21 protein-coding genes, 2 tRNA genes and 1 pseudogene are annotated in these 26,904 nt (G+C 59.6%); 16 read left to right on the forward strand and 8 right to left on the reverse strand.

Annotated elements, in window-relative coordinates; translation table 11 throughout:
* Window positions 1–14: 14 nt before the first annotated feature.
* The 11 genes and pseudogenes from NQ018_RS06440 to NQ018_RS06490 form a co-directional block, all read left to right on the forward strand.
* Window positions 15–1,892, forward strand: a pseudogene (locus NQ018_RS06440) (acetolactate synthase large subunit); the annotation flags it as partial.
* An 18-nt stretch (window positions 1,893–1,910) separates the two neighbouring features.
* A complete protein-coding gene (ilvN, locus tag NQ018_RS06445; RefSeq protein WP_257038264.1) occupies window positions 1,911–2,444 on the forward strand; it encodes an acetolactate synthase small subunit in 534 nt (177 codons plus the stop codon).
* A gap of 203 nt (window positions 2,445–2,647) precedes the next feature.
* Window positions 2,648–3,664 carry a ketol-acid reductoisomerase gene (ilvC, locus tag NQ018_RS06450; RefSeq protein WP_257038265.1) on the forward strand — a complete coding sequence of 339 codons (1,017 nt, stop codon included), beginning with the start codon at window positions 2,648–2,650 and terminating at the stop codon, window positions 3,662–3,664.
* A 130-nt stretch (window positions 3,665–3,794) separates the two neighbouring features.
* A complete protein-coding gene (locus NQ018_RS06455; protein ID WP_257059731.1) occupies window positions 3,795–4,751 on the forward strand; it encodes a cation diffusion facilitator family transporter in 957 nt (318 codons plus the stop codon).
* Window positions 4,752–4,769: 18 nt separating this feature from the next.
* On the forward strand, window positions 4,770–6,596 hold the full coding sequence (locus tag NQ018_RS06460) for a GmrSD restriction endonuclease domain-containing protein (RefSeq protein ID WP_257059733.1): 1,827 nt from the start codon (window positions 4,770–4,772) through the stop codon (window positions 6,594–6,596).
* Between the two features lie 271 nt (window positions 6,597–6,867).
* Window positions 6,868–8,460 carry a phosphoglycerate dehydrogenase gene (gene serA / locus NQ018_RS06465; protein ID WP_257059735.1) on the forward strand — a complete coding sequence of 531 codons (1,593 nt, stop codon included), beginning with the start codon at window positions 6,868–6,870 and terminating at the stop codon, window positions 8,458–8,460.
* Window positions 8,461–8,663: 203 nt separating this feature from the next.
* Window positions 8,664–9,683: a 3-isopropylmalate dehydrogenase gene (locus NQ018_RS06470; protein ID WP_257059737.1), complete on the forward strand. Its 1,020-nt coding sequence runs from the start codon at window positions 8,664–8,666 to the stop codon at window positions 9,681–9,683.
* 123 nt (window positions 9,684–9,806) lie between these two features.
* Window positions 9,807–11,660 (forward strand): DUF294 nucleotidyltransferase-like domain-containing protein, encoded by a 1,854-nt coding sequence (locus tag NQ018_RS06475; RefSeq protein ID WP_257059739.1) that lies wholly within the window; start codon window positions 9,807–9,809, stop codon window positions 11,658–11,660.
* Window positions 11,660–12,328: an exonuclease domain-containing protein gene (locus tag NQ018_RS06480; RefSeq protein ID WP_257059741.1), complete on the forward strand. Its 669-nt coding sequence runs from the start codon at window positions 11,660–11,662 to the stop codon at window positions 12,326–12,328. Before NQ018_RS06475 ends, NQ018_RS06480 begins: the two co-directional genes overlap by 1 nt.
* 64 nt (window positions 12,329–12,392) lie before the next feature.
* Complete coding sequence (locus NQ018_RS06485) at window positions 12,393–13,190, forward strand: fumarylacetoacetate hydrolase family protein (protein ID WP_257059743.1); 798 nt, start codon at window positions 12,393–12,395, stop codon at window positions 13,188–13,190.
* Between the two features lie 51 nt (window positions 13,191–13,241).
* Window positions 13,242–13,952: a class I SAM-dependent methyltransferase gene (locus tag NQ018_RS06490; protein ID WP_257059745.1), complete on the forward strand. Its 711-nt coding sequence runs from the start codon at window positions 13,242–13,244 to the stop codon at window positions 13,950–13,952.
* Here the strand turns inward: NQ018_RS06490 and NQ018_RS06495 are convergent.
* Window positions 13,949–15,073 (reverse strand): isochorismate synthase, encoded by a 1,125-nt coding sequence (locus NQ018_RS06495; protein ID WP_257059747.1) that lies wholly within the window; start codon window positions 15,071–15,073, stop codon window positions 13,949–13,951. The genes NQ018_RS06490 and NQ018_RS06495 overlap by 4 nt on opposite strands.
* Before the next feature lie 38 nt (window positions 15,074–15,111).
* Between NQ018_RS06495 and gltX the strand changes: the two genes are divergently transcribed.
* The 4 genes from gltX to NQ018_RS06515 all read left to right on the forward strand — a co-directional run bounded on the left by gltX (window position 15,112) and on the right by NQ018_RS06515 (window position 17,972).
* Window positions 15,112–16,587 carry a glutamate--tRNA ligase gene (gltX, locus tag NQ018_RS06500; protein WP_257059749.1) on the forward strand — a complete coding sequence of 492 codons (1,476 nt, stop codon included), beginning with the start codon at window positions 15,112–15,114 and terminating at the stop codon, window positions 16,585–16,587.
* A 3-nt stretch (window positions 16,588–16,590) separates the two neighbouring features.
* Complete coding sequence (locus NQ018_RS06505) at window positions 16,591–17,625, forward strand: CE1 family esterase (protein ID WP_257059752.1); 1,035 nt, start codon at window positions 16,591–16,593, stop codon at window positions 17,623–17,625.
* A gap of 168 nt (window positions 17,626–17,793) precedes the next feature.
* Window positions 17,794–17,865: transfer RNA gene (locus NQ018_RS06510), tRNA-Gln, on the forward strand.
* Between the two features lie 34 nt (window positions 17,866–17,899).
* A tRNA-Glu gene (locus tag NQ018_RS06515) sits at window positions 17,900–17,972 on the forward strand.
* Between the two features lie 535 nt (window positions 17,973–18,507).
* On the opposite strand, the gene NQ018_RS06520 is transcribed toward NQ018_RS06515, so the two are convergent.
* The 7 genes from NQ018_RS06520 to NQ018_RS06550 all read right to left on the reverse strand — a co-directional run bounded on the left by NQ018_RS06520 (window position 18,508) and on the right by NQ018_RS06550 (window position 25,634).
* Window positions 18,508–18,801 (reverse strand): hypothetical protein, encoded by a 294-nt coding sequence (locus NQ018_RS06520; RefSeq protein WP_257038276.1) that lies wholly within the window; start codon window positions 18,799–18,801, stop codon window positions 18,508–18,510.
* A 70-nt stretch (window positions 18,802–18,871) separates the two neighbouring features.
* Window positions 18,872–19,081 carry a hypothetical protein gene (locus NQ018_RS06525; protein ID WP_257059755.1) on the reverse strand — a complete coding sequence of 70 codons (210 nt, stop codon included), beginning with the start codon at window positions 19,079–19,081 and terminating at the stop codon, window positions 18,872–18,874.
* Between the two features lie 154 nt (window positions 19,082–19,235).
* Complete coding sequence (locus NQ018_RS06530; RefSeq protein ID WP_257038277.1) at window positions 19,236–19,727, reverse strand: hypothetical protein; 492 nt, start codon at window positions 19,725–19,727, stop codon at window positions 19,236–19,238.
* A 274-nt stretch (window positions 19,728–20,001) separates the two neighbouring features.
* Window positions 20,002–20,862: an NAD(P)-dependent oxidoreductase gene (locus NQ018_RS06535; RefSeq protein WP_257059757.1), complete on the reverse strand. Its 861-nt coding sequence runs from the start codon at window positions 20,860–20,862 to the stop codon at window positions 20,002–20,004.
* Between the two features lie 170 nt (window positions 20,863–21,032).
* Window positions 21,033–22,586 carry a glycerol kinase GlpK gene (gene glpK, locus NQ018_RS06540; RefSeq protein ID WP_257059759.1) on the reverse strand — a complete coding sequence of 518 codons (1,554 nt, stop codon included), beginning with the start codon at window positions 22,584–22,586 and terminating at the stop codon, window positions 21,033–21,035.
* A 134-nt stretch (window positions 22,587–22,720) separates the two neighbouring features.
* Window positions 22,721–23,440: an MIP/aquaporin family protein gene (locus tag NQ018_RS06545; protein ID WP_257059854.1), complete on the reverse strand. Its 720-nt coding sequence runs from the start codon at window positions 23,438–23,440 to the stop codon at window positions 22,721–22,723.
* 433 nt (window positions 23,441–23,873) lie between these two features.
* Window positions 23,874–25,634 (reverse strand): glycerol-3-phosphate dehydrogenase/oxidase, encoded by a 1,761-nt coding sequence (locus tag NQ018_RS06550; protein ID WP_257059760.1) that lies wholly within the window; start codon window positions 25,632–25,634, stop codon window positions 23,874–23,876.
* Window positions 25,635–25,779: 145 nt separating this feature from the next.
* Here NQ018_RS06550 and NQ018_RS06555 point away from each other — a divergent pair, with 145 nt between their 5' ends.
* Entirely contained in the window at window positions 25,780–26,721 is a 942-nt protein-coding gene (locus NQ018_RS06555; protein WP_257059762.1) for a sugar-binding transcriptional regulator, read from the forward strand.
* Window positions 26,722–26,904: the final 183 nt, after the last annotated feature.

The raw sequence follows: 26,904 nt of genomic DNA on the forward strand, positions 1-26,904 counted from the left end.
TCAGACGTGTATAAGAGACAGCCCCAGCGACGCTCGCTTCCATGAGCAAGTCGCACAAGCCCGAGCGTATGAACGGTGCCCAAGCAGTAGTTCGTTCCCTTGAGCTCCTCGGCGCAGACCTCGTGTTCGGCCTGCCTGGCGGCGCTGTCCTGCCGCTGTATGACGCCTTGTACGCGTCGAAAGAGCTGCGCCACGTCCTGGTGCGCCACGAGCAGGGCGCGGGTCACGCCGCAACCGGCTACGCCCAAGTGACCGGCCGCGTTGGTGTGTGTATCGCCACCTCCGGCCCGGGTGCTACGAACTTGGTGACCCCAATCGCAGATGCCTACCTGGACTCCGTGCCGATGGTTGCGATCACCGGCCAGGTTGGCCGCCAACTGCTGGGAACGGATGCCTTCCAGGAGGCTGATATCCGCGGCATCACCATGCCGGTGACCAAGCACAACTTCATGGTGACCAGCCCGGAGCAGATCCCGCAAGCAATCGCTGAAGCATTCCACCTGGCAATCACTGGCCGCCCTGGCCCAGTCCTGGTGGACATTCCAAAGGATATTCAAGCCTCTGAACTTGATTTCGTGTGGCCCCCGCAGATCAATCTGCCCGGCTACCGCCCAGTGACCACCCCGCACTCCCGCCCGGTGGAGCAGGCCGCAAAGCTGATCTCTGAGGCCAAGCGCCCAGTTCTTTACATCGGCGGCGGCGTGATCAAGGCGGAGGCCTCCGAGGCCCTTAAGGCGTTCACGGAGCACACCAACATTCCGGTGGTTACCACCTTGATGGCCCTCGGCGCATTCCCGGACTCTCACGAACTCCACATGGGTATGCCAGGCATGCACGGCACCGTCCCCGCCGTTGGTGCAATGCAGCGCTCAGACCTCTTGATTGCCATCGGTGCGCGCTTCGACGACCGCGTGACTGGCGATACCCGCACCTTCGCCCCAGACGCCAAGGTGATCCACGCGGACATCGACCCCGCGGAGATCGGCAAGATCCGCCCTGTAGACGTGCCAATCGTGGGCGATGCCCGCGAGGTTTTGGAAGCGCTGCTTGCCACATTCCAAAACAAGAACATCGCAAAGCCATCCATCAGCGCATGGCTAGACTACCTGCGTGATCTCAAGGAGCGTTTCCCACGCGGTTGGGAGCCTTCCGACGACGGCCTGATTGACCCCCAGGCCGTCATCCGCGCCCTTGCCGAGGAGGTTGGCCCAGACGCGGTGTACTGCGCAGGCGTGGGCCAGCACCAAATGTGGGCAGCACAGTTCCTGGACTTTGAAAAGCCACGTACCTGGTTGAACTCCGGTGGCCTCGGCACTATGGGCTACTCGATCCCGGCGGCCATGGGTGCGAAGGCCGGCGCCCCAGGCACCGAAGTGTGGGCAATTGACGGCGACGGCTGCTTCCAAATGACCAACCAAGAGCTGGTCACCTGCGCGGTCGAGGGTTTTCCCATCAAGGTGGCGCTCATCAACAACGGCAACCTGGGCATGGTGCGCCAGTGGCAGACCCTGTTCTATGACGGGCACTACTCACACACCAAGCTGCGAGAGCAGACTGAGTACGTTCCAGACTTCGTCGGCCTCGCGGAAGCTCTTGGCTGCGCTGCGTTCCGTGTGACCAAAGAAGAGGACATCGTCCCCACCATCCAGAAGGCGCGAGAGATCAACGACCGCCCAGTGCTGATTGACTTCATCGTGGGCGAGGATGCTCAGGTGTGGCCCATGGTTTCAGCTGGTTCCTCGAACTCTGAAATCCAGTACGCTCGCGGCCTGCGCCCATTTTTCGAGGGGGATGACGAATATCAATCCGCCGCAGTGGACCCCGCCGAAATTGACGAGGCCATTGAAGAAGGCATGCAGCAGCACAACCCTCAGCAGGAAACCGGCAAGTAGAGGAGAAGGAAGAAACGCATGACCAATCAAGAAATTTCTCGCCACATCCTCAGCGTGCTGGTGGAAGACATCGACGGCATCATCTCCCGCGTCTCCGCCATGTTCACCCGCCGCAGCTTCAACCTGGTGTCCCTGGTGTCCGGCAAGACAGAAACCAAGGGAATTAACCGCATCACCATCGTTGTGGATGCGGACGAAGTGAACATCGAGCAGATCACCAAGCAGCTCAACAAGCTCATCCCGGTGCTCAAGGTGGTGCGCCTGGAAGAAGAGAGCACCATTGCCCGCGCATTGATGCTGGTGAAGGTATCCGCCGACGCCTCCAACCGCCCGCAGGTTGTGGATGCTGCCAACATCTTCCGTGCCCGTGTGGTGGACGTGGCCCCCGACTCCGTAGTGATTGAGGCCACCGGCACCAAGGGCAAGCTCCAGGCACTCCTCGACGTCCTCGAGCCGTTCGGTATCCGCGAGCTCATTTCCTCCGGCCAGATCGCACTTAACCGCGGGCCGAAGACCATGGCTCCGGCAACGCTTGCCCCGATGAATAGGTAACGTTAGGCGCTGCTGCAGCCGCTTTCCGACGCCCCCAAGCGCCCCATCCCGCAGGGTTATTGCGGCACGTACGGTGTGTGGGGCAAGTGGAAAGCTGAGACGGCGCCAATACATTTCCCACACTGTGAGACAATTCAGGGCAATTGTCTCATCGTGTGGTATGACTATTGAGAGAACTCCAATCCGAAAGGGAACACACTTCCATGGCTATTGAACTTCTGTATGACGCAGACGCAGACCTCTCCTTGATCCAAGGCAAGAAAGTTGCAGTGCTCGGCTACGGCTCCCAGGGCCACGCTCACGCACAGAACCTGCGCGAGTCCGGCGTTGAGGTTGTAGTTGGCCTTCGCGAAGGCTCCAAGTCTGCTGTAAAGGCAAAGGAAGCTGGCTTCGAGGTCCTCTCCAACTCCGAGGCTGCTGCTTGGGCAGACGTCATCATGATCCTCGTGCCAGACACCACTCAGGCAAAGGTCTACACCGAGGAAATCGAGCCAAACCTTAACGATGGCGATACCCTCCTGTTCGGCCATGGTCTGAACATCCACTTCGAGCTCATCAAGCCAGCCGCAAACATCAACATCGGCATGGTTGCTCCAAAGGGCCCAGGCCACCTGGTGCGTCGTCAGTTCGTGGACGGCAAGGGCGTTCCTGCACTCATCGCAGTTGCTCAGGACCCAAGCGGCAACACCAAGGAACTCTGCCTTTCCTACGCAGCAGCAATCGGTGGGGCACGCGCAGGCGTGATCCCAACCACCTTCGAGGCTGAGACCGTGACCGACCTCTTCGGCGAGCAGGCCGTGCTGTGCGGTGGCACCGAGGAACTGGTCAAGGTTGGCTTTGAGGTGCTGGTTGAGGCTGGCTACGAGCCAGAAATGGCATACTTCGAGTGCCTGCACGAGCTCAAGCTGATCGTGGACCTCATGTTTGAGGGCGGCATTGCCAACATGAACTACTCCGTGTCTGACACCGCAGAGTTCGGTGGCTACCTCTCCGGCCCTCGCGTGATCGACGCCGACACCAAGAATCGCATGAAGGACATCCTCGCGGACATCCAGGACGGCACCTTCACCAAGCGCCTCGTTGCCAACGTTGAGGGCGGCAACAAGGAGCTCGAGGACCTTCGTGCTTCCTACAACAACCACCAGATCGAGGAAACCGGCAAGAAGCTGCGTGACCTCATGAGCTGGGTCAAGGTTGACGCCCGCGCAGAGACCGCCTAAGCACGAAACTGCTGAGGCACTGCATTTTCAAAAGCACCTGGGGTGAATACCAGGTGCTTTTTGCATGTGTCCGCCCGGCAACAACCACAGCTCCTTTCCAATCACCATTGCAATGGTTTAGGGTGAGCGTATGAGCCACGATCACGGCGCGATCCACCACAGCCACAGCCACAGCCACAGCCAACATGGCGACCATAATCATCTTCCCGGCAGCACGAAGGCCTTGTTGTGGGTGCTGCTGTTCACGGCCGCTGTGTTCCTGGTGGAACTCGTGGGTGGTTTTCTTTCCGGCTCGCTGGCCTTGATTTCAGATGCGATGCACATGCTTTCCGATGCCACCGGCCTGATGCTTGCAGCAGTGGCAGCGGTGTTGGCGCTGAGGGGTGCGTCGGCACGCGCAACCTTTGGCTACAAGCGTGTAGAGGTGTTCGCTGCTTTGGTCAACGGAGCGGCGGTGAGTGCGATCGCGGTGGTGATTGTGTGGAGGGCCGTGGTGCGGCTGGGGCAGCCCGGCCAGGTGGATACCACGATGATGCTGGTGGTGGGGTCTATAGGTCTGGTGGCAAACGCCATCGGCGCCGGGATTCTGCATGGGCATCGCGGGGAATCGATGAACGTGGAGGGCGCGTTTCTGCATGTGCTCACGGATTTACTGGGCTCAGTGGCCGTGATTGTTGCAGCGGTGATAATGATCACCACGGGTTTCATGCAGGCGGACTCGGTGGCGTCGTTCCTCATTGCCGCCTTGATCCTGCCGCGTTCGCTGAAGCTGTTTGCCCGCGCGGTGAGGGTGCTGCTTGAGCAGGCCCCGGAAGCGGCGGACACCGCAGCCATTAACGCCTCGCTGCTCACAATTCCGCAGGTGACCGCGGTGCATGATTTGCACGTGTGGTCTTTGGACGGCAATGAAATCCTGGCAACCTGTCACCTTGTAGTGGATACACCGCACGCCCACGTGCTCGCCGAATGTGGTGTGCTGGATGCGGCGCAGCAGAGGCTGCAAGAGTTTGGGATTCGTCATTCCACGATTCAGTTGGAAACAACACACCACTTGGCGCATGAGCAGGTCTGCAACCACGATTCGTGACGCACTAGGATAGGCCGCATGGGTTTTAGCACTCCAAGTTACGATCTGATTGATCTGTTCCATCGCATTGACCGAGGTGATCTGCAACTTCCAGACTTCCAGCGCGACTATCGCTGGAACGTGGACCAGATCCGTAATCTCCTGGTCACAGTGTTGCGCGGTTACCCAATGGGCGCGCTTCTGGCGCTGGATACCCGCAACACGGAAATGCGCTTTCGCCCCCGTCCGCTGCATGGGGCTCCAGACTTGGGGGTGGACCCGGGCCTGCTCCTGCTCGATGGCCAGCAGCGCCTGACAACCCTTTACCAGTGCTTGGAGCATGACGGCCTGGTGTCCACCGTGGACTTCCGCAATAAGCGAGTGCACCGGCGTTTCTATGTGGATCTGGTCAAGGCTGTCTCCGCGGATGTCATGCCCGATGAGGCAGTTATAGCGGTAGATCAAGATGGCGTGGTGCGCTCCCACTTTGCGTCTCTCCATGGACAGCGCATCAGCAATAGGGAAGACGCGATCGCGGCCGGGGTTGTGCCCGTGTGGTTACTGTTGGCAGATGAGGGCACGGACATGCTCTTTGACCTTGCCAATGGCCTGGAGCCTGCGCAGCAAGAGCAGATTAAGCGTTTCCACAATCAGGTGGTCAAGCCTCTGGTGCGTTATTCGGTGCCAATGACCCGCCTGGACCGGGAAACTGCCCAAGAGGGGATTGGTTCCATCTTTGCTCAAGCCAACTCCACCGGTCTGCAGATGGACGTGTTTGAGTTGCTGACGGCACTGTTTGCGGCCCAGGACCCGGACTATGCGCTTCGGAAGGATTGGGAGGAAACGGAACAGGTCCTGCGCAAATACCCTGCGCTTGACGGCATTGGCCAAACTGAGTTCCTCTCCGCGGTGGCGCTTTATGTGTCTTCCAAGCAGGGCCACGCCTCCGGTCAGCGCGAGTCCATTCTGAAGCTGCGCCTTGAGGATTACATTCCAGCGGCAAAAACCATGCGTGCGGCATTCCATGAGGCGGCGAGCTACATGGCGCATCGCTGCATAATCACTACTTCGCAGGTGCCGTACACGGCGCAGTTGGTGCCGCTTGCGGTGATTATTGCGCTGCTCGCTGAGGAGCCTGGCACCCTTTCTAAGCGCGAGGCCTGGAATCGTCTCAACCGCTGGTTCTGGTGCGGCGTGTTCGGCGAGCTCTACGGTTCCCCGGCAGTTGCCATTCGTTCTGGCCTAGACGTGGATGAGGTCACCGCGTGGGTTCGCGCCGCGGAGTTGGAGGAGGATGGGGCATCCTCTTGGGATCTCACCCCGAAGTCCGTGCGTGACGCCCGCTTTGTGGAGTCCCGCTTGCTCAGTGCCAACTCGGATTCCGGCCTCTACAAGGGCATTTACGCCCTGCTCATGGGCCGCGGCGCCCGCGACTGGCGCACCGGCGTGACCTTCTCTAGGCACACCTTCCACGAGCTTGGCGTGCATTTCCGCGAAGTCTTCCCACCAGCATGGTGCGCAGATCACAACATCGACCCCGTGCTAGCAAACAGCGTCCTCAACCGCACCCCGATGGGCCGGCGCACGCACGTGATGGTGGAGGCGAGCTCGCCCGCGCGCTACCTTTACCGTATCCAATCGAAGTCCCTCATGGACGACGCCGAGTTCGATTCCGTGCTCGAATCCCACCTGATTGCCCCTGAGCTGGTGCTTTCTGCAAACGCAGCGGAGTTCTTCAAGGACCGCAGACGCCGCTTCCTCGCCATGATCGAGGAAGCAATGGGTACCGAGGCACTGCGAGACGTCAATGAAGGCGACCTCACCGCAGGTGAGGAAGGCCCCTCCGCGTTCGTCGAGGAGCAGTAAGTAGGTAGCAAGGAGCAGCAAGGAGCAACAAGGAGCAGGCATTCCGACGCCCCCAGGTGCCACATTTCACGGCGCTGCCTGGGGGCGTTGCTGTTCGCTGTGCTGTTGCGCATATAATGCGATTTTTTTGGGCTTATCTATCCATTACTAGGAAATTCGGGTTAGGATATTGCACGTTGCGCGCCGATGAGCTGGTGCGGACCCCATGTGCCGGGGCGCGGTCGTGTCACCGGCAGATGCGGCAATCACGGATCATATCCAGGAGAAAAACGTGAGCCTTTCTGGCCGTCCTGTTGTCCTCATTGCAGACAAGCTTGCACAATCCACCGTAGACGCCCTGGGCGATGCAGTGGAGGTCCGTTGGGTAGATGGACCAAACCGCCCCGAACTGCTCAAGGCAGTAGCAGATGCAGACGCGCTGCTCGTGCGATCTGCAACCACCGTTGATGCGGAAGTTCTTGCCGCAGCACCAAAGTTGAAGATTGTTGGCCGCGCAGGCGTTGGTTTGGATAACGTAGATATCCCAGCAGCAACCGAGCGCGGTGTGATGGTGGCAAACGCTCCAACCTCCAACATCCACTCCGCTTGCGAGCACGCAATCACCCTGCTGCTTTCCACCGCTCGCCAGATCCCTGCAGCAGATAAGACGCTGCGCGATCACGAGTGGAAGCGTTCTTCCTTCAACGGAGTGGAAGTGTTTGGCAAGACCGTGGGCATCGTGGGCTTTGGCCACATTGGGCAGCTCTTCGCGCAGCGCCTGGCCGCCTTTGAAACCAGCATCATCGCGTACGATCCCTACGCAAACCCCGCTCGCGCAGCGCAGCTCGGTGTGGAATTGGTAGAGCTGGAAGAGCTGATGGCTCGCGCTGACTTTGTGACCATCCACCTGCCAAAGACCAAAGAAACCGCGGGCATGTTCAATGCAGAGCTGCTTGCAAAGTCCAAGCCAGGCCAGATCATCATCAACGCAGCACGCGGCGGCTTGGTGGATGAGCAGGCACTTGCAGACGCCATCAAGGAAGGCCGCATCCGTGGCGCCGGTTTTGACGTGTTTGAGACCGAGCCTTGCACCGAGTCCCCACTTTTCGAGCTGCCACAGGTTGTGGTGACTCCGCACCTCGGCGCGTCCACTGAGGAGGCGCAGGATCGGGCAGGTACCGACGTTGCCGACTCCGTGTTGAAGGCACTGGCCGGGGAGTTCGTGGCGGACGCCGTGAACGTCTCCGGTGGTCGCGTGGGTGAGGAAGTAGCGCTGTGGCTGGATCTTGCCCGCAAGCTCGGCCTGCTCGCCGGAAAGCTGCTTGAGCAAGCCCCAGTGTCCTTGGAAGTGGAGGCTCGCGGTGAGCTTTCCAGCGAGGACGTAGAGGTGCTTGGCCTTTCTGCATTGCGTGGCCTGTTCTCCGGCATCATCGAGGAGCCTGTGACCTTTGTGAATGCACCGCGCATTGCACAGGAGCGTGGCCTGGACCTGAAGGTGACCACCGCTACGGAGTCTCCTTCGCACCGCTCCGCAATCGAGGTTCGTGCGATCGCTGCCGACGGCAGCTCTGAGTCCGTGGTGGGTACGCTTTCCGGCCTTGAGCGCCTGGAGAAGATCGTGCGCATCAACGGCCGCGGCCTGGATCTGCGTGCCACCGGCCGCAACCTCTTCTTCAACTACGCCGACGCGCCGGGCGCACTGGGCAAGGTGGGCTCCGCATTGGGCGCAGAAAACATCAACATTGTTGCTGCCGCCCTTACCCAGGAATCTGATGGCCCAGGTGCAGTGCTCATCCTGCGCGTGGAGCAGGAAGTCTCCGAGGAGCTGCTCGCAGCAATTGCCAAGGATCTTGACGCCGAGGCTTTCCAGCTTGAGCTGGACTAGTCAAAGCCAACATTCCTGAACAGCGCGGGCGCCACCATTACAGGGTTGGCGCCCGCGCTTTCGCGTACCATGCCCGGAAGTTCGGGCCGGTGGGTGTGTTAAAATCCGCTGGGTACACAGGCTCCCGGCATCCACTGCGACCTGTGGAAAAGACAGCTAAAGACAGCTAAAGGAGCGGCAACGCTCAATGGAAGGAAGCTTGCATGAAACTGGCAGTGATCGGTGGAGATGGCATTGGCCCAGAGGTTACCGCAGAGGCGTTGAAGGTCTTGCGCGCAGTTCGCGATGACATTGAGACTACGGAATATGACCTCGGCGCACGTCGGTACCTGCGCAACGGTGAGCTGCTGACCGACGCCGACCTTGCCTCCCTGCGTGAGCACGACGCGATCCTGCTCGGCGCGATCGGTGCCCCCGGCGAGGTGCCTCCAGGGGTGCTGGAGCGCGGCTTGCTGCTCAAGATGCGTTTTGCCCTGGACCACCACGTGAACCTGCGGCCTTCCAAGCTGTACCCGACGGCAACCTCGCCGCTGAGCGAGCCCGGCGAAATCGACTTCGTGGTGGTTCGTGAGGGCACTGAGGGCCTGTACGCAGGCGTGGGCGGTGTGCTGCGCGAGGGCACCGAACATGAGGTGGCCTCTGAAGTTTCCCAAAACACTCGTTACGGCGTGGAGCGAGTAGTGCGTGACGCCTTCGCCCGAGCCCAAAAGCGCCGCAAGAAGCTCACCCTGGTCCACAAGACAAACGTGCTGGTGTTTGCAGGCTCCCTGTGGCAGCGCACCGTTGATGAGGTGGCCAAGGAGTACCCAGAGGTTCAGGTGGATTACAACCACATTGACGCCGCAACCATTTACATGGTTACTGACCCTTCTCGTTATGACGTGATCGTGACCGACAACCTCTTCGGTGACATCATCACAGACCTCGCTGGGGCCGTCACCGGAGGCATTGGCCTGGCTGCCTCGGGCAACATCGATGCCACCGGTACCAACCCTTCCATGTTTGAGCCAGTGCACGGATCCGCGCCAGACATCGCCGGCCAGGGCATAGCCGATCCTACGGCGGCTATCCTTTCTGCTGCAATGATGCTGCGCCACCTTGGTGATGAAAGCAACGCCGCACGCATTGAGGCTGCGGTCGAGGCAGACGTGGCAGCCCGCACCAGCACCAAGGTGGTGACCACCGAGGTGGGCGATAGAATCGCCGCCGCCCTCAAGGGCTAATACCGCGGCGGTGACTTGGCGCAGGCTGCGCGGAGGGGGGCGTTGGCGCAAGGAGGGTGCACCTGCTCACATTGAGGAGCAGTTTGTGCCCCGCGTCAATCCTGTGCCAAGTACTATGCCCCTATGAGTGTTGAGCTTGATGAGGTCCGCGAATTTCTGGCGGCCAACGCCCCGTTTGCCCAGCTTCCCATGGCAGAGCTGCAAGAGCTGCCCGCGAAAATGAAGATGCGCTACGAGCGCAAAGGGGTGGAACTGCTCGCCGTCGGTGAGCCAAATGATGTGTGCTACATCATCCGAGCCGGTGCCGTAGATATTTTGGATGACCAAGGGGTGCTGCTGGATCGCCGTGAAGCGGGGCGGTGCTTCGGCTATTCCACGCTCATGGGGGAAAATGCCTCGCGCTACCAGATGATCACGGTGGAGGACTCGCTGCTGCTCACCCTGCCCCGCGACGCATTCTTGGAACTCGCCAACAAGTATGATGACCTGGCACGGTTCTTCTCCAGCCAGTCCAAGCGCATGAGCGCGGCAGCGAACCAATTGCGCAACGACTCTGCGTCGGCAATCCTTCGCACCACCTTGGGCAGCTTCATGATTGCCAACCCCGCCACCGTGGCCCCTGATGCAACGATTCAGCAGGCTGCGGCGAAGATGCGCGAGCGCAACGTGTCCTCCCTGCTTATCAGCCACGATGGGGGAGCGGACGGAATTATTACGGACCGAGACATGCGCAACAAGGTAGTTGCCGGCGCGCTCGATGTGAACTTGCCCGTGACGGAAGTGATGACCGCCAACCCGATCACCGCGAGCAAAGACACCCCAGCGTTTGAGGCGATGCTCAGCATGTCTGAGCTTGGGATCCACCACTTGCCGGTCACTGAGGAAGGCAAGCTGGTAGGTATTGTGACCTCGCCGGACATCATGCGTTTGCTGCAGAATGATCCTATTTACGTCACCGCAGATATGTCTAAGAAGAACTCCCCAGAAGAGCTGCGCGGCGTGTTCCAGTCTGCGGAAAACGTGGCGGTGCGCTTCATCGAACGGGGTGCCAGCGCAGAAGACGTTTCCGGGATGCTCACCGTTGCTGCAGACAACCTGGCCCGCAGGCTGCTCACCCTCGCCGAACGTGAACTCGGCCCCGCGCCAGTGCCGTACTCCTTTGCAGTGGTAGGGTCCCAGGGTCGGCGTGAGATGGGGCTGGCCAGTGACCAGGACAACTGTCTAGTACTGGACGATAGCTTCAATGAAGCCGAGCACGGCGAGTACTTCCAACAACTTGGTGAATACGTGTGTAAGGGCTTGGACCATGCAGGCCAGGTGCTCTGCCCAGGGGACATGATGGCAATGAACCCGGCGTGGCGCATGACCAAGTCCACCTGGATTGACACCTTCCATACATGGATCACCAACCCGGACCCAGACGCCCTCCTGCACGCTCAAACCTTCTTTGACTTCCGCTCCATTCACGGCGCACATGAACTGGCACGGGAGGTTCACGAGGTTGCCACACAAATGGCCCATGGCGCAGGCCGCATGCATGCTCATCTGGCAACCCTTGCCGCACGGCGCGAACCACCCTTGGGTTTTTTCCGCGGCTTTGTAGTGGAGCGCTCGGGGGAGTATGCAAACACCCTTGACGTGAAAAAGGGCGGCATCCACGCCGTGGTGCAGATGGCCCGCCTATTCGCAGTTGCCGATGGCATCAACGCCGTGGGCACCCGGCCACGCTTGCTGGCGGCGGCGGGCGGTGCAGTGAGCACCAAGGGCGCGCAGGATCTGGTGGACGCCTTTGACTTCCTCAATGCCATTGCCCAGAAGAATCAGGCTGACCAGGTGCATGCCGGCGAGCACCCGAGCTACCACATTGACCCGCAGAAACTCTCCAAGATGGACCGCGAGCACCTGCGCGACGCTTTCCAGATCATCAAGTCCATGCAAAACGCCCTGGCCACGAAGTACCCAGTGAGGAACATCTGATGCTGGGGTTGTTTGGTGGGCGTTCGCGCAACAGCAAAAAAGCAACCGGGGCGCTGGCCGAGTTTTACCGCACCCCGGCACCGGCACCTTCCACGCCACTTTCCGAGCTGCCACTGCTGGCCGTTGACATGGAGACCACGGGGCTCAAGGCGCAGGAGCACCGCATCTTGTCCATCGGTTGGGTGCCTATCGACGCCGCCCAGATCACACTCGGCGACGCCGGCTATGCCCTGGTCAAGTCTGCAACTCCCGGACAGAGCGTGGGAGAGTCTGCAACCATCCACTCCATCACAGACACCATGCTGGAGGAGGGGATTGAGGAGAAGGAGGCCGTCGCCAAGCTGCTCGATGCGCTCAAGGGGCGGGTCCTACTTGCTCACTTCAGCGCCTTGGAAACCAGCTTTTTGGATGCCGCGTGTAGGCGCCATTTCGGTGCGGGGTTAGACGTGGAGGTGGTGGACACCTTCGCGGTGGAGCGCCGCCACATGGAACGCATGGGCACTTACCCCCGCGGTGAAGATCTGCGCCTGCCGAGGGTACGTTCCCGATACGGGTTGCCCCAGTACGGTTCCCACAACGCATTGGTGGACGCATTGGCCTGCGCGGAGCTGTATTTGGCGCAGGTGGTTGCAGGTACGGGCAAAACGCTGAAGGCAATGCAGGTGTAGCTGGCTGTTCCCTTTAGGGGTAGTGGTGGCAGGGCCGGAGTCCAAACATAGTAGGATGACCGTTATGCGTTTTGGACGAATTGCTACCCCAGAAGGAATGAGTTTCTGCACCGTTGAAGGTGAACAGCCAGAGGTTGTGTTCAAGGAGATTGAGGGCACGCCTTTTACTGCACCGAAGCACACGGGTAAAGAATGGAAGCATGATGAAGTGAAGCTTCTCGCCCCAATGCTGCCAAGCAAAATTGTGGCAATCGGCCGCAATTATGCAGACCACGTTGCGGAGGTTTTCCAAAAGTCTGCGGAGCACTTGCCACCAACGTTGTTCCTGAAGCCACCAACGGCCGTGGTCGGCCCAGGTGCGGCCATCAAGATTCCAGAGTTTGCCACCAAGGTGGAATTTGAGGGTGAGCTGGCGCTGGTCATTGCAAAACCTTGCAAGAACGTCAAGGCTCAGGACTGGAAGGACGTGGTGCTGGGCTTCACCATCATCAATGACGTCTCCTCCCGCGACCTCCAATTCGCCGACGGCCAGTGGGCCCGCGCCAAGGGCATTGACACCTTCGCGCCCCTGGGCCCCTGGATTGAAACGGACCTGGATTCCATCAACACCGAGAACCTGCCAATCAAGGCGCACCTCACCCATGAGGGCGTGACGGAGACCAAGCAGGATTCCAACTCCAATCAGATGATCATGAACATCGGTGAAATCATCGAGTTCATCACCGCCTCCATGACCCTGCTTCCTGGCGATGTCATCTGCACCGGCTCCCCAGCCGGCACCGCAGCAATGTTCCCAGGTGACTTCATCGAGATTGAAATCCCAGGCATCGGCAAGCTGGGCAACCCAGTCGAGCGCGCCTAAGCCGGTGTGAAACCACCCCAACCACCCCGCAGGAACCGGAACATCAATCCCATGGCACACCACTCCCACGAGGATGCTCAACCTGGCTGGCACACCAACCCGGAGGCGGAAATCTACGATCCAGAGCATGCGTGCTGGTCCGGGAACCCGAACGGCATCCTTACCCAAGTGGTGGAGGAGTTCGGGCTTGACGCTGCCATAACATCCGGCGCCGTGCTCGATCTGGGCGCAGGTGAAGGCGCAGACATGGTGTGGCTGGCGCAGCGTGGTGCCGGCAAAGTGGTGGGGATCGAGCCTTCACCCCACGCGGTCAGGCGTGCGCGGGCGGCCATCCAGTCCGCAGCTACCGGTGCCGATGCCCATTCCGATACTGGCATTGCGGAGAGCACCGCCATCATCCAGGGCTATGCTCCCGCTGCGCTCACCGAGGCCACCCAGCTCCTGCAAGCTGGCGGTGGTTTCCAGCTCGTGAGCGCCATGTTCGCGCCGATCCATGGTGATCCATCCAGCATCGAGCAGTTGCTCCAGGCGGTAGCGCGAGGTGGCTATCTCTTGGTGGTGCACCACAGCTTTGCCACTACGGAGCAGCACTCCCACACGCAGCCCGAAGGCTATGTGTGGCCGCTCCAGCTCGCTGAGTACCTGTCTGAGCAGGAATGGGAGGTACTTTTGGCCGAGGTCCGCCCCAATTCCACTTCCAACCCCAACTCCAAGTCCGCTCATCATGCCGATGATGAGGTCTTGCTCGCCCGCAAGCGCTAGCTGCGCAAGCCCAGCGCGTTCATGATGGTGCGCAGCTTCGCGCTGGTTTCTGCAACCTCCTCCGCGGGATCAGAGTGCGCCACAATGCCGCCGCCCGCCCAAGCCACAGCACTGTGCCCACCGGCGCTGACCTCCGCGCAGCGGATAGCAACCATGAACTCGCCGTCACCGGAACTGTCACACCAGCCCACTGCCCCTGCATAGAATCCCCGCGGAGCCTCCGCTTCCTCGATGACGCACCGGGCCGCGTCGGTAGGCGTTCCGCAGATCGCCGGGGTGGGGTGGCAGCGCTGCGCCAAATCAAGGGCCGTGAGCTGCGCGTATTCGGGGCTGAGTGTGCCGCTGATGGGTGTTGCGAGGTGCCACATCTCGTTGGTGCGGGTGAGCTCTGGGTAGGAGGGGATGGAAAGGCTGGAGCATAGCGGTTGGAGCAGATTGCGCAGGTGCGCGGTCACAAAGGCGTGTTCGGCGAGGTTCTTGGTGCTACGGCGCAGCTCCTCGGCATTGATGCGGTCCTGTACTGGGTCGTTTACCCTGGGCAGCGACCCCGCCAGCGGATACGCACTCACCGTGGAGCCCTGTTTCTTCACCAGCACTTCCGGCGAGGATCCCACGAGCCAATGCCCCTGGTAGGCGGGGCCCGCGGGGGTGAGGTCGGCGATGAAGCCGTCACGATCAATGGAAAGGTCAATCAGCCGCGCAGCAATCAGGCGGGGATCCACCGGCGGATCAAATGCAATCTTCACGCTCCGCGCCAGCACCACCTTCTGCAGCGCTGTCTTCTTAATCGTCGCGACAGCCGCAGCCACCCGCCGCTCATGCTCCTCAAGCGGTGGATCGAGGGCAATTAACGACGCGTGCAGCGCCGCACCCTCCCCATGCCGGTAGTACGCGTGCGGCTCCAGGGGGCCATCCTCCCGGATGATGCGCTCAGGCTCGGTCAGGGCGCAGGGGTGCTCAGGGTTGAAGGGGATCGCACCCACCACCATGTCCGCGCCCTGCGAAAGTGCCTGTTTGGCTGCGGCGATGCTATTGAATGTCCGGCGGGCCCCCTGCGTGCGAACCGATCCATGTGCCCTGGAGAGGAGGAAATCTGGTGCGGTGGCCGGGGCTGAGCTCATAAGGTATCAGCCTAGCAAACGGGCTAAGATGAGAAACCATGTCTGATGTACGCGTTCGATTCTGTCCATCGCCAACCGGAACCCCACACGTGGGAATGGTTCGCACCGCACTGTTCAACTGGGCCTATGCTCGCCACACCGGCGGCAAGCTGGTGTTCCGTATTGAAGATACGGACGCGGCGCGCGATTCAGAAGATTCCTACCAGGCCATCGTGGAGTCCCTGCGCTGGCTGGGACTGGACTGGGATGAGGGCGTAGAAACTGGAGGCCCGCACGAGCCGTACCGCCAGAGCCAGCGCATGGACATTTACGCGGATGTTCTGGAAAAGCTCAAGGCCGCCGGCTGGGTGTACCCTGCTTACTCCACCGCAGATGAAGTGCGCGAGCGCCACATCGCCGCTGGCCGTGACCCGCAGCTTGGCTATGACAACTTTGACCGCGACCTCACCGAGGAGCAAATCGCCGCATTCCAGGCAGAAGGCCGCGAGCCCGTCTGGCGCTTGCGTATGCCGGACCATGACTGGAAGTGGAATGACCTGGTGCGAGGGGAAATTGAGTTCAAGGCCTCCACGCAGCCGGACTACGTGGTGGCCCGCTCCAACGGCGCGCCACTGTACACCCTGGTGAATCCAGTGGATGATGCCCTCATGGGTATCACCCACGTCCTGCGCGGCGAGGACCTGCTTCCTTCCACCCCTCGTCAGCTCGCGCTGTACGAGGCGTTGAAGGAAATCGGCGTGGCCAAGCAAACCCCAGTGTTCGCTCACCTGCCGTTCGTGATGGGTGAGGGCAACAAGAAACTCTCCAAGCGTGACCCAGAGTCCAACCTGTTTAACCACCGCGATAACGGTATTATCCGCGAGGGCATGCTGAACTACCTGGCGCTTTTGGGATGGTCGCTTTCTGCAGACAAAGATATTTTCAGCGTGGATGAGTTGGTGGCCAACTTCGACGTTGCCGACGTCCTGGGCAACCCCGCGCGCTTTGACCAAAAGAAGCTGGAAGCGATCAACGCCGATCACATTCGCCTGCTCCCGCTCGGCGAGTTCACCGAGCGCCTGCGCACTTACTTGAGCGAGTACACCGAGTTCCCGGCGGACTACCCCGAAGACAAGTTCGCGATTGCTGCCGAGCTGGTGCAAACCCGCATCAAGACCCTGTCTGAGGCGTGGGGGCTGCTGAGCTTCCTGGTGACCACGGACGACGCCCTGGAACTGGATGAAAAATCCGCCAAGAAGAACCTCAAGGAAACCGCTGTGCAGCCGCTTGAGGAAGGCATTGCTGCGCTCGAAGCAGTAGACGAGTGGAACACCACCAACATTGAGGCCGCTCTCCAGGGGGCGTTGATTGAAAAGCTTGAGCTCAAACCACGAGTAGCCTACGGTGCGCTGCGTGTGGGCATTTCCGGCCAGGCAGTATCCCCACCACTGTTCGAATCCATGGAACTTCTGGGCAAGGAATCCACCCTGAACCGCCTGCGCGCTGCGCTTGCTCAGACCCCGTACCAGGCGTAATTCGTGCAGCTTCTCAGGACTCTCCGGGCTGGCGGTATCGCGGTGTTCGCTGCTGCCTGTATGCTCGGCGGCAGCGCGGCCTTTGTGCATTCTGTGCACTCGGTGCACTCTGCGCAGGAGATTAGTGCTGGTTCCGCAGATACATCCGCGCAAGCTGACGTGCCTTCGTATCAAGCCACCGGCGGGAACGGCGAGGGCAGTGAGGGTGATGCGCAAGAAGTGAAACTGCGCCACGCTGCATGGACGGTTGAAACCCGCCCTGGCTCTACTCCGGTTGCCGAGTATCCAGTGCTGCCCGGTACGTCTGCGATGCAGCGCGTGGGGGACAGGGAATACCTCTTGTCCGTCCCCGCGGAGTACACCGGTGAAACTCCAACCCCGGTGCTCATTGTGTTCCACGGGTGGAAGGAAACCGCCCAGAGCATGCTGCAGGGCAACAACCTCATGAGCAATGAGGCAATCGTGATCTTTGCGCAGGGCGTGCAGGACGCATGGGCCGGCGCACCCTATTCTGCAACCACCTTTGAGCAAGATGCGCAGTATGTGCAACAGGTGCTCACACAGGTAGGCAAACACTACAGCTTGGACCCTGAACGCTTCTATGCGGCGGGCTTTAGCAACGGTGGGGCCTTTGCGTATTCGCTGGCCTGCCACGCCGGTGCGCCCATTAAGGCGGTGGTTTCCGTGGCGGGATCGATGTATCCCGCGATGCACCAAGACTGCGAGGGCGTTGCCGTGCCAACCTTGCTGATGCAGGGTACGAGCGATCCGGTGATCAGCGTGGACGGTGGCCAGCGGCATGGCCAGACGTATGCCAGCGCGTGGACCGTAGCCCAAGAGGCCGCCCAGCGGGCACAATGCGAACAAAAGGTGGTGGAATCCACTGCAGGGACAATCAGCGCGCCTGCCGTTGCCCGGCAATTTGAAGGCTGCGTGGCACCCGTGCGCTATGTAGAGGTGCAAGGCATGCGGCACTCCTGGAGCCAAGAACAGGGCACCAGTGGCTACATGTGGGACTTCTTCAAGCAGAACACTTAGGCCGAGCCCAAGGCCCAAGGCACAAGGCCCAAGGCGCGGCTGTGGATGGGTCGTGAAGCTGTTGGGGTGTGAAAAGGCGAGTTTTCCTGCAGGTTTGTGCAAGTTACAAAAACGTGGTTATATTAGTTCCCGTTGCACAGCACAGCCGGAACGGCATGCTGGAAACATTGGCCTATGGTGTAATTGGCAACACTACGGTTTCTGGTACCGTCATTCTAGGTTCGAGTCCTGGTAGGCCAGCAGCGAGCATAGCTCGCCAGAATGAAAGTTCTATGCCCCGTTCGTCTAGCGGCCTAGGACGCCGGCCTCTCACGCCGGTAACACGGGTTCAAATCCCGTACGGGGTACAACGCTACGGCTTCAAGTTTCTGATCTACGAATTTCACGAAACGGACAATCGCCGAACGGAGTCCCGATTCTCGTTATTGAGAATCGGGATTTTGCTTTTCTCGCTCGATTCATGGTGCGTAAAAGCAACAGAGAGCGGGTGAAGTTTAGCCTCAATGGGCAGTAGCCCACGACCTGTAGACCACGGCCCGAATGGGCGGTGGTCTTTGCTGGCCTCTAGGCTGCAGCCGGGGGAGCCTGTGGCGCGACGTTGCCAAATGTGTTCCAATCGGAGACTCGCTTACATGGCTGAGTTGGAACCGGATCACTGGGATTCGTTTTCAAGTCGAGAACGACTCGGTGAAGGAACTTTTGAATCAGGTGAATGTTGACACCTACGATGCCGAGAGCAGTTACAAGGGTCGCGTTCGCGAATCCACGTACGAGACGGCGAGTCTTGTCGCCCAATCCCATGTGGCCGTTCTTGAGAAGGGCGTTACGGCTCTGAATCGTGTTTCGTCCACGCCGATAAGTGTCAGCCCATTCTTGCGTTCCCTAAAAAGGTCCCGTCTTAACGTGTTTTGCTGCTGCATCCACAGGGATGCGAATCTGCGTCTGCTTGAAGACGGCACTGTTTCGGTCTTCTTTAGTCAAGTCACGAGCGAACACCTTACGCAGGGTCGCACCTTCTAGAGACTTGTCAACACCGATACCGTCAACCTTGAGCTTGGCACGGTTGCCGCGTGCCGGGGAATACAAGTCGATAGAGCCATCCTCGTTTATCTTCTTGACTTGAAGAGCGAATGCTTGGCGGCGCTCGATAATGTCGTAAAGCTCGTCACGATCCATCTCGCCAGCGGCGAATAGGGTACTAGCGTTGCGCCAGTGGGCGGGCATGCCGGGGAAGTACCAGGAGCCGTCAATAAGCTGAGCACCTTGGTAAGTAGCCTACGAAGCCCATCTGACCCTTGACGAGGTCGCCCATGACCTTGTAGCCCGCCTTGCGCAGTGGGATCTGCAGCTTCTCAGCTGTGGTGGCCTTCATCGCCTCCGAGGAGTTTCGATCGATCCGATCCCCATGCCGGTGAATCCGCACATATTCCTCAGGCGTCGGAGTTTGAAGCAGCACCATCAAAAGTATCCCCATCGCAACATGGCGATGAGGATACTCTTCGATTGCAACCAGGGGTGTGGCTCGCTAACAATTTGCTAGCGAGTAGCCCTCGCAAGTGTGCACCTTCATCATTTCTACACAATAGGGAGTTTTCAACAGCGCCCTTAAGTTAAAACGTCCCTCCGATCAGGTCGTCCAGTATGTGCCTTTCCCCCCGGTACCACTTTCTTATTTCCCAGTCTGATTCACCATGGATAATCACGTCAAAACCAATCTCTTGGGGGTGGAGCCGCTCCATCGAATATGCCATATCGGCAGCAAACTCCATTTTCCCCAGCGCCTCCAGGAGCCAGTAATTCAGGAAATGATAGGTGCTGCGGCCCTTCTTCTTGCGAGGTTTTTTCCCCTGCCTGACAGGGTCTCCATATTCGTCAAGGCCTGCACTTTGTGCTCGTGAGATTTCCGACCTGCACTTGTCATGATTCACGGCAAGGCGGAAAGGAATGTACCGGTATCGTTGAAAATTATGCGAGTAATGAGAGGCCGCTTCCAACTTCAAGTCATCAAATAACGTCCACCCATTTCTTTGCAACGGTTCTGGAATCTTCCCTGCACACATCTCAGAAACGACTTGAAAAAGAGCTGTATTAAACTCATCCACAGCTTGTTCGGCTCCTCATTGTTCCCTAGTGTCTAAGGCACTTTGCACCTGGGAAGGCAGTTACGATCTTGATAGAAAGGTTCCCTGCAATAACAGAAGGGTATACTTCTTTCACAGGAATGCCGCGAACTCTATCTACCAGGTAAATTGTTTCGCTGTAAGATTTCGTTACGGCTCCTTGGGGCTGCTTCGCAAAGCAGTCACCCCAAACCCAAACCCAAACCCAAACCCTAACCCGATCCCGGCACCAGCGCGAGGCCCCTCCGGCTCTCCATTAAGGCATGTCCGGCCTATCGGCACGGTGCACCAGGATTTCGGAGAAGTCGTGATCACCGCGGTCGTTCTCTTGCTGCACCTCGAAGGACTGCAGCGCTGCGGCAATTGCGGGTAGAGGCATGTTGGCCTCAGTGAGGATCGCGCGAACATCTTTGGCAATCGCATCAACGGTGAAGTCACCTGGGGCGGTGTCGCGTTCACCCAGCACAAACGGGCTCTTCATGTTTCGGATGAACTCAAGCCCAGTGGACCCCAGCATCTCCACCACTGTCTGCGCATCCACGCCCTGGGACTCCCCAAACAATAGGGCCTCCTTGAAGCCCTGCGCGGTCACGGCAAGGGCCAGGTTCGCGATCAATTTCCCAGCCGCCGCTTGCCTCGGGGAGTCCACCTGCTTCACGCGCTCGGGGTTTGTTTCACCCCAGACCTTCACTACCTCAAAGACCTGCTGACGCACTTCCGCATCTGCCGAGCCCACATACACGCCCAGCGCCCGATTCCGGGCGGGCCCAAGGGTGCCCACAACTGGCGTGGCAACGTAACTCGGCACCGCAGCCGCGAAAACCTCGGTGTCCTTCGGCGCAACCGTGGACGCATCTGCCCACGCCACCCCATCTGGAATGAGCCCCGGGTCCACGATCACCTCTTGCACGGCGTTGGCATCAAACAGGCAGCTCACCACCAGCTCAGCGCCCGTGACTGCCTCCTCAGCGGTGTCTGTAACGCCCGCGCCGGCGTCGGCAAGCGTCTGTGTCTTTGCTTTGCTGCGATTCCACACCGTGAGCTCGTGGCCCTCCTTGAGCAACTGCAGCGCGAGCTCAGTGCCCAAGCGCCCCGTGCCAAGAAATGCAATCTTCATTGTGTTGCCTCCTGTTCGACCATGAAAAACCGGCTACTTCCACAACCTACGCCAGGATTTCTCGGGCGGCACGTGGGGGTGCATTACCGACGCACGCAAGCGCCCCGCCACACAAGGTTGAGTGTGTGAGGCGGGGCGCTGCGGCAAAGGAGAGTAGGGGGAGTGGGTGATTACTCGTGGTCTACGTCTTCATCAACCCAGTCCAAGGTCTTGGACACGGCCTTCTTCCAGAGGCGGTACTGACGCTCCACCTCTTCTTTATCCATGCTTGGCTCCCAGCGCTTGTCCTCGGCCCAGTTATCAATCACGTCCTGCTCGCCCTCCCAGAAGCCAACAGCAATACCTGCTGCGTAGGCTGCGCCGAGAGCGGTGGTCTCAATGACCTTTGGGCGGATCACTGGCACACCGAGCAGGTCTGCCTGGAACTGCATGAGGAACTCGTTGGCGGTCATGCCACCGTCTACACGCAGCTCCTCTAGGTGAACCTTGGTGCCTGCGGCGTCGGCGTCGGCATTCATTGCGTCCAGAACCTCGCGGGTCTGGAATGCGGTTGCCTCCAGAGCAGCGCGAACGATGTGTGCGCGGTTGACGTAGCGGGTCAGACCCACGATCACGCCGCGGGCATCTGGGCGCCAGTGTGGTGCGAACAGACCAGAGAACGCAGGCACAACGTATGCTCCGCCAGAGTCCTCAACGCTGGTTGCCAGCTCCTCGGACTCAGAAGCATGGTCGATCATGCGCAGGTTGTCACGCAGCCACTGGATCAGGGAGCCGGAAACAGCCACGGAGCCTTCCAAGGCATACACAGGATCAGCGTCACCGATCTTGTAAGCCACGGTGGTGAGCAGGCCGTTTTCAGAGATCACAGGCTCGTTGCCGGTGTTCATGAGCATGAAGTTACCGGTGCCGTAGGTGTTCTTGGCCATGCCTTTTTCAAAGCAAGCCTGGCCGAAGGTTGCTGCCTGCTGGTCACCGAGGATGCCGGCGATAGGGGTGCCGGCGAGCAGACCAGTTTGGCGGCCTTCACCGTACACCTCAGAGGAGGAACGGATCTGTGGGAGCATGGACATTGGGATGCCCATGTCTGCCGCAATGTTCTCGTCCCATTCAAGGGTACGGATGTTCATGAGGAGGGTGCGGGACGCATTGGTGACGTCGGTGGCGTGCACGCCGCCATCCTTGCCGCCAGTGAGGTTCCACAGCACCCAGGTATCGGTGTTGCCGAACAGCAGGTCGCCAGCCTCCGCCTTCTCGCGTGCGCCTTCTACGTTGTCCAGGATCCACTTGATCTTGGGGCCGGAGAAGTAGGTTGCCAAGTTCAGTCCGGTGATGTCATGGTACTTGCCAGGGCCGGCCTCGCCGCCGAGTTCATCACAGATCTTCTGCGTGCGGGTGTCCTGCCACACGATGGCGTTATATACAGGCTCGCCAGTGTTCTTGTCCCACACCACGGTGGTCTCGCGCTGGTTAGTGATACCCACGGCGGCGATCTCATGGTGGTTCACCTCTGCGCGGGAGAGAGCCTCACCCACAGACTTGCGGACGTTTTCCCAGATCTCCAGTGGGTTGTGCTCAACCCAGCCGGCCTTTGGGAAAATCTGCTCGTGCTCGTGCTGGCCTACGCTCTTGATTTCACCCTGCTTGGTGAACAGGATTGCGCGGGAGCTGGTGGTGCCCTGGTCAATGGAGAGGATGTACTTCTTACGCTCTGGGAGGGAAGACATTATGGATGTTGCCTTTCTGTAGTCCACCTCAGTCGCAGTCCGCGGCTGCTGCACCGAAGGTGCGAAACGTTATGGAGGTGGGGGATTGCTGAGTTTAAGGAGTGTTTAAGGAGTTCGCCGAGGATTTAGGCGGATTAGATTGCCAGAACCGCGGGGACGATCAGAGCCGCGAGGGTTGCACCGACCAGTGGCCCGGCAATTGGAACCCATGCGTAGGCCCAGTCGCTGGAGGGCTTGCCCTTGATTGGCATCAATGCGTGTGCGATACGGGGACCGAGGTCGCGTGCTGGGTTGATGGCGTACCCGGTGGGAGTACCAAGGGACAAGCCGATAGCAACAACGATGAGAGCCACAGCCAGTGGTCCGAGGCCGGAAGGAGTCTGGCCGGATGCCACAACGAAGCCCACGAGAACGAAGGTACCGATGGCCTCAGAGACAAAGTTCCAGCCGTAGGAACGGACAGCGGGACCAGTGGAGAAGATTCCCTTGGTGGTACCAGGCTCCGCAATATCAAAGTGCTTCTTGTATGCAAGGTAGGCAACCCAGGCGCCGATGAATGCGCCGATCAACTGTGCAGCTACATAGATCAGGAAGTTGGTGAATGTTGGAGCGATGCCAGGGGCGAAATCATTACCTGCAACGAGTTGGCCGATGGAAACAGCTGGGTTGAGGTGCGCACCAGAGGGGCCGGAAACATATACCGCAGCAAACACGGCGAAACCCCAACCGAAGGCGATAGTGAGCCAGTCGGTATTCCGCGCAGCGGAATTAGGAAGGGTGACAGCGGCGCAGACACCTGCGCCAAGAAGAATGAGCATTGCGGTACCTAGTACCTCTGAAGCGAACGCACCCATGATGGTGGCGGTGCCGTCAGCGTTCACTAGGCCAGAAGCGAGGAGAGTACTCACGGAAAACCTCTTTCATTTGGGTTCCCCAATAACCCCTGCGCGGTACGCAGCGGAACACTGGGGAAAGGAAATGTCAGGCCGGGAAGCCGGATGAGGCAAAACTTGTGGGTTTGCTGCTTTATCGCGGTGGTCGTGATTTGTACTGTTCGGAGGCGTGATTGCGATTAACAGCATGCTCGGCATCCCATTGCATTTGGATAAGAGAAATACAGTGAATGTCTGTTGTTGCTAGGGAACCGCCTGCCTGCTCCCTCCTCAACCGCCAGTGGTTTGTGCATTTTGGTGTACTGGCAACTCAGGCAGGGGAGCAGGAATGGTGATTCCCACGCAGGTGGTTGAGGTTTGCTTACTTGTAGGTGCAAACCTCAACCATGGCCAGCTAGGCCTTTTGGATTGGCTGGCGTGGAGCGATGTGGGTTGCACCAACAACCTCGGCTGCCGCCTCGGCATCGGTGTCATGGGTCTCAGCGGTGGCGATTGCCTCCACGCGCTCCTTGTAAGCGTCGAGCTCCTTGGTGCGGGTGGCGTCATCCCAGCCGAGTTCCTCAGCCATGATGTCCAGGACCTCTTCTGCGGCGGAAAGGCCGCGGTCCTTGGCTTCCAGATCAAGGCGAACCCTGCGCACCAGCACATCCTCTAGGTGCAGTGCACCCTCGGTGCGCACGGCGCGGAGCACGTCGGCACGCAGGAACTGTGGGGCCTCCTTCAGCGGCTCGCCAAGGGAAGGATCTTCCTCGATTGCACTGATGACGTCGATGAGCTCGGCGCCGTAGCGTTCCAGGAGGTGCTCGGTTTGCTGGGAGGTCCAGCCCTGTTCGGTGGCCAGTGCCTCAGCGCGGGCAGCGAGTACCTCGTAGCCCTCAGCGCCTACGAGCTTGATGTTGGTGGTCACAGATGGCAGAGCCTTGGCGCGCTCGCCGAGGGCAAAGTCCACGGCGTCTTCAGCCATCACTCGGTAGGTAGTGAGCTTGCCGCCGGCGATCACGCTCATGCCTGGGGCAACCTCGGTGACAGTGTGCTCGCGGGATACCTTGGTGGAAGCCTTCTCAGAACCTTCCTTCAGGGTTGGCTGCAGAAGTGGGCGCAGACCGGCGTAGGTGCTGATGATGTCATCTTCCGTGAGGGCATCATCTACGAGCTTGTTTGCCTGGTCCAGGACGTATTGGATGTCCTTCTTGGTGGCCACTGGGCGTTCGATGTCCTCGTGGTAAGGCGTGTCCGTAGTACCGATGATCCAGTAGCGCTGCCACGGAATGAAGAAGAGCACGGACTTCTCAGTCTGGGTAAAGATACCGCTGGTAGCCTTGATTCGATCACGGGGGACAATCAAGTGGATGCCCTTGGATGCGAGCACCTTGAGGCCGGCATCCTTGGTGGCCATAGACTCGGACTCTTCGGTCCACACGCCAGTGGCATTAATGATGTGGTGTGCCTTAACCGTACGCTCTTCGCCGGTCTCCAGGTCCACAATCTTCGCGCCAACAACCCGGCCGGAGCTGTTCTTTTCAATGCCGACGACCTGCGTGCGCGAAGCAGCGAGGGCGCCGTAGCCTGCGGCGGTGCGAACCAGGTCAATAACCAGGCGGGCATCATCCACGCGGGCGTCGTAGAACTGGATTGAACCAGTGAAGACGTTGTCTTTGATGCTCGGGAAAATCTTCTTGGTACCGGACTTTGTGAAGTGGTGCTGAGCTGGAACTGTGCGGTGGCCGCCGGCGCCAGCAAACGCCATCGTGTCATACATGCCAATACCAACAGCAGAGTATGCGCGCTCGATGACTGGCATCTTCAATGGCCACAGGAATGGCTGAGCCTTCACCAGGTGTGGGGCGGTGCGCTCCAGGAGCAGGCCTCGCTCGCGCAGAGCCTCAGCAACCAGCTTAAAGTCCAGGTTGTAGAGGTAGCGCAAGCCGCCGTGCACCAGCTTGGTGGACCATGCGGAGGTACCAGCCGCCCAGTCGCCAGCCTCCACGACAGCCGTGCGCAGGCCGCGGGTTGCTGCATCCAGGGCAATACCGGCTCCAGTGACACCGCCGCCGATGACCAAGATGTCTACACCCTGATCATCGGACATGGCCTCCAGCGCAGCTTGGCGCTGTTCGGCTGAGAGGTAGGACTTGTGAGTAAAAGTGGCAGTCATTGCCTTGCCTTCCAAGTATCTGACGTGAAACTGATTTCGTTTCCTTATGCGTTTCCTTTACGGAACCGTTCTATTGCCCATTTGACGCCTGTGACCTCCACCGCTCAAGCCCGATGAACAAAGTTTCATCTATAGTTGAGCACTGATGAACAAAAGGAAAAACGTGGTGTACGAGGCCGCTCAGCTCTACTACGGTGAAAACCTTACGATGGAGCGGGTGGCGGAGCGTCTGGGCGTCTCTAGGCCCACTGTTTCCCGGTTGATTGCTGAGGCGCGGCAAACGGGGGTGGTGACCATCCAGATCCATGAAGAGATGCGTCCGCAAGACCCATTAGAGCAGCTCGTCGCGGAAAAATATCACGTGAATGCGCACGTTGTGCGTGCGCCGAGTTCCTATTCTGAGCTCCGCTGGATGCGATCAGTAGCCTCCGCGGGGGCAAAACTCGTAGACAGTTTGGTGGATTCAGGCACAACGCTGGGGGTGGCATGGGGGTCCACGGTGAGCGAGGTGGCTCAATACCTCCCCCGAAGGCTCTTGGAAGACGTTACGGTGGTCCAACTCAACGGCGCGGGCAATGCATGGAACACAGGAATCGCTTATTCCGGTTCGATTTTGGGACAGATCGCCTCCGCCTACGACGCTCACATGGTTCACTTTCCCGTCCCCGCCTTTTTTGATCACGCCGAAACCAAGGAGGCGATGTGGCGCGAGCGCAGCATCCGCAACGTGCTTTCGGTGCAGCGGGAGGCGCAGGTGGCGGTGTTCGGTGTGGGTGCGTTCGGTGGCAAGATTCCCTCCCACGTGTACGCCGGTGGCTACTTTGACAAGGTTCAGCAGGCGCAAGCCCGAGTGGCAGGGGTAGTGGGGGACATGTGCACCGTGATGTTGCGCGAGGACGGCTCCTGGGAAGACCTTGCCGTGAACAAGCGTGCAACGGGGCCAACGCCGAGAGATCTGAAAAAGATTGACCGACGCGTGTGCGTGGCATCCGGTGCACACCGTGCGGCGGCGCTGCGAGGAGCGTTGCGAACGGGTGCGATTACCGACTTGGTTGTGAGCAGTAGGCTTGCAGAACTCATTGTGTGACCTAGATTTCACAAAAGGTCTTCCCAAGCCTGCATCACAGCGCTATGCTGAGGCTTATCCAACAACTGCAGACGCTTACCGACGGTTCACCTCTTATGGTGTGGGCCAATCCTTAATGGGAACTCTCGCTTGGTTGTATAGGTCCGGCTTCCGCACTTTGGAGTTCGGCCGAATTCTTGGCGA

The sequence above is a fragment of the Corynebacterium kozikiae genome, assembly GCF_024580965.1.
GTDB classification, from domain to species: Bacteria; Actinomycetota; Actinomycetes; order Mycobacteriales; family Mycobacteriaceae; genus Corynebacterium; species Corynebacterium kozikiae.